The sequence below is a fragment of the Mesorhizobium sp. genome (assembly GCF_024509055.1).
In the GTDB taxonomy this organism is placed as follows: Bacteria; Pseudomonadota; Alphaproteobacteria; order Rhizobiales; family Rhizobiaceae; genus Mesorhizobium.
The window spans coordinates 1-3,510 of the sequence record NZ_JANINM010000174.1 but is presented as its reverse complement, the minus strand read 5'-3'; the positions used below and the strand labels follow the sequence as shown (position 1 = coordinate 3,510).

The following is a 3,510-nucleotide window of genomic DNA, read 5'->3' as shown; positions in this document are numbered from 1 at the left end:
CGAGCCTGATAGAGGGGCTTGGGAGAACATCAGGGAGTGCTCAATGAAAAAGACAATGACTTTTGCAGCCGCGCTGCTGGCTGCAAGCGTCCTGGGTGGCATGGCCAATGCAAAGACGCTAGTCTATTGCTCCGAGGCGTCGCCGGCCAATTTCGACCCGGGTACGACGACCGGCGGTAACGATTTCGACGCCTCGTCGCGCACCGTCTACTCGCGCCTGGTCGAATTCAAGCATGGCGGCACCGAGCTCGAGCCTGGCCTTGCCGACAAGTGGGAAATTTCCGATGATGGCCTGGTCTATACTTTCCACCTGCATCCGGGCGTGAAATTCCAGACCACCGACTATTTCAAGCCGACGCGCGACCTCAACGCCGATGACGTCGTCTTCTCCTTCGACCGCCAGTTCAACAAGCAGAACCCGTGGAACGGCGACAAGTATCTGCCGAACCTGACCTGGGACTACTACACCGGCATGGACATGCCGAAATATGTCGCCAAGTGGGAAAAGGTCGACGACCTCACCGTCAAGCTGACGCTGACCGAGCCGAACGCGCCGATGCTGGCCAACCTTGGCATGGACTTCGCCTCGATCGTGTCGAAGGAATATGCCGACCAGCTCGAGAAATCCGGCAAGATGGCCGACTTCTCGACCAAGCCGATCGGCACGGGCCCGTTCCAGTTCGTTGACTACCAGCTGGATTCGGTCATCCGCTACGCAGCGAACCCCGACTACTTCAAGGGCAAGGAGAAGATCGACGACCTGGTCTTCGCCATCACGCCAGACGCGACCGCCCGCATCCAGAAGGTGCTGGCCGGCGAATGCGACGTCGCTCCCTATCCGAACCCGGCTGACCTTGCCACGATCAAGGCCAACAAGGACGTCACGCTCCTCGATCAGGCCGGCCTGAACATCGGCTACATGAGCTACAACACGACGATTCCGCCGATGGACAAGCCGGAGGTTCGTCATGCGCTCAACCAGGCGATCGACCGGGAAGCGCTGATCAAGTCGCTCTTCCAGGATGCTGGCGCTACGCCCGCCGAGAACCTTATCCCGCCGACCATGTGGTCGTGGAACAAGGACGTGAAGGTCGATGCCTATAATCCGGAAGCGGCCAAGAAGGTGCTGGCTGACGCAGGCCTCAAGGAAATCCAGCTATGGGCGTCGGATCGGGTTCGTCCTTACAACCCGAACTTCCAGCGCGCGGCCGAACTGATCCAGGCCGATTGGGCCAAGGTCGGGGTCAAGGCCGAGATCGTCAACTACGAATGGACGAAGTATCGCAGCGAAGGAAAGAAGAAGGACCGCCCAGGCGCCTTCCAGATCGGCTGGACCGGCGACAATGGCGATCCGGACAACTTCTTCGCTACCCTCTTCGCCTGCTCGGCAATCGGGGTGTCGAACTACTCCAGCTGGTGCGACAAGGACTTCGAGGACCTGATCCAGAAGGCCAAGAAGACCAGCGACCAGGCTGAACGCGCCAAGCTCTATGAACAGGCGCAGGTGGTGTTTGCAAAGGAAGCGCCCGCTTTCCTGCTGGCCCACAGCCAGGTGTATTCGGTCGTTCGCAACAACGTAACCGGGTATAAGATGGATCCTCTCGGCATTCACCGCTTCGACGGCGTTGACAAGTCCGAGTAATATTGCGAACGGGGCGGCGCGAATTCCAACGCCGCCCCATTCCTTTTGAACGATGCTCAGATATCTTCTAAACAAAATCGCCCTCCTGATCCCGACCTTGGTCGGCATCACAATCTGCGCTTTCGCCTTCGTGCGGCTACTGCCCGGCGACCCGATCCTCGCCATGGCGGGCGAGCATGGCGTCGCCCCCGCCCGCTACGAGGAGCTCAAGGAACAGTTCGGCTTCAATCTGCCGATCTGGGAGCAATACGCGCGCTATGTCGGTGAGGTCGCCACGGGCGATTTCGGCGTTTCCATTTCGTCCAAGCGCCCGGTCATTGAGGAGTTCAAGACACTCTTCCCGGCGACGCTGGAGCTTTCCTTCTTCGCCATGGTCTTTGCCATGCTCATCGGCATCCCGGCCGGCATAGTCGCGGCCGTCAAGCGCGGCTCATGGTTCGACCAGTCGCTGATGGGCACCGCGCTCGTCGGCTATTCCATGCCGATCTTCTGGTGGGGCCTGCTGCTCATCATCTTCTTTTCCGGCTATCTCGGCTGGACGCCGGTTTCGGGCCGAATAGGGTTGCAGTTCTTCTTCAAGCCGATCACCGGCTTTATGACAATCGACAGCATCATCTATGGCAAATGGGACGCGCTGCGCTCGGCGCTCAGCCATCTCATCCTGCCATCGATCGTGCTCGGCACCATTCCGCTCGCGGTGATCGCGCGCCAGACGCGCTCGGCTATGCTTGAGGTGCTTGGCGAGGACTATGTCCGCACCGCCCGTGCCAAGGGCCTTTCCGCGGCCAGGGTCATCGGCGTGCATGCCTTGCGCAACGCGCTGATCCCGGTCGTCACCACGATCGGCCTGCAGGTCGGCACGCTGCTTGCAGGCGCCATCCTTACCGAAACCATCTTCGCCTGGCCGGGCATCGGCAAGTGGATGGTGGATTCCATCTTCAAGCGCGATTATGTCGTCGTGCAGTCGGGTCTGCTTTTGATCGCACTCATCGTCATGGCCGTGAACCTCATCGTCGACGTGCTTTATGCCGTCATCAACCCGCGCATCAGGGCAGCCTGATGAGCCAGTCGACCCAAACCGCCCCCATGGCTGCCGGCAACCCTGATCGCCTCACCGGCCTCAGGACCTTCTGGCACTATTTCTCGGTGAACCGCGGCGCCGTCATCGGCCTGTTCGTCTTCATCATCCTCGTGCTCGCCGCGCTGTTCGCCCCGTTGCTTGCGCCTTATGCGCCCGATATCCAGGACAAGACCGCGTTCCTCAGGCCTCCTGCCTGGCAGCAAGGCGGCTCGACGCAATATCTGCTCGGCACCGATCCGGTTGGCCGCGACATCCTCTCGCGCCTGCTCTACGGCGCGCGTTTCTCGCTGCTGATCGGCGCGGTCGTGGTCACGCTGGCGCTGACCGGCGGCATCACGCTCGGCCTGCTGGCGGGCTATTTCCGCGGCTGGGTCGATGTCGCGATCATGCGCGTCATGGACCTGATCCTGGCCTTCCCGTCGCTGCTCCTGGCGCTGGTGCTTGTCACCATCCTCGGGCCCGGCCTGTTCAACGCCATGCTGGCGATCGCGCTCGTCCTGCAGCCGCATTTTGCTCGCCTGGTGCGCGCCGCCGTGATGGCCGAGAAAAGCCGCGAATATGTCGTGGCGGCAAAAGTCGCTGGTGCCGGACACCTCAGGCTGATGCTCCGCACCATTCTGCCCAACTGCCTGGCGCCGCTGATCGTCCAGGGCACGCTGTCCTTCTCCAATGCCATCCTCGAGGCGGCGGCGCTCGGCTTCCTCGGTCTCGGCGCCCAGCCGCCGACGCCGGAATGGGGCACCATGCTTGCCTCGGCGCGCGAATTCATCCTGCGCGCCTGGTGGGT

Annotated in this window: 3 protein-coding genes; all 3 read left to right on the top strand. The window is 61.7% G+C overall.

The window, feature by feature from the left end:
• Positions 1 to 43: 43 nt before the first annotated feature.
• Positions 44 to 1,642, top strand: coding sequence for an ABC transporter substrate-binding protein (locus Q0L57_RS08295; RefSeq protein WP_296741000.1), 1,599 nt, complete (start codon positions 44 to 46; stop codon positions 1,640 to 1,642).
• A 52-nt stretch (positions 1,643 to 1,694) separates the two neighbouring features.
• Positions 1,695 to 2,702, top strand: coding sequence for an ABC transporter permease subunit (locus tag Q0L57_RS08290; RefSeq protein ID WP_296740999.1), 1,008 nt, complete (start codon positions 1,695 to 1,697; stop codon positions 2,700 to 2,702).
• Positions 2,702 to 3,510 (top strand): ABC transporter permease subunit (locus Q0L57_RS08285; protein ID WP_296740996.1); only part of this gene is annotated, 809 nt, incomplete at its 3' end. The genes Q0L57_RS08290 and Q0L57_RS08285, both read left to right, overlap by 1 nt.

Coding starts and splice junctions, on each gene's coding strand:
- Q0L57_RS08295 (WP_296741000.1), top strand. CDS start 44: ATGAAAAAGACAATGACTTTTGCAGCCGCGCTGCTGGCTGCAAGCGTC.
- Q0L57_RS08290 (WP_296740999.1), top strand. CDS start 1,695: ATGCTCAGATATCTTCTAAACAAAATCGCCCTCCTGATCCCGACCTTG.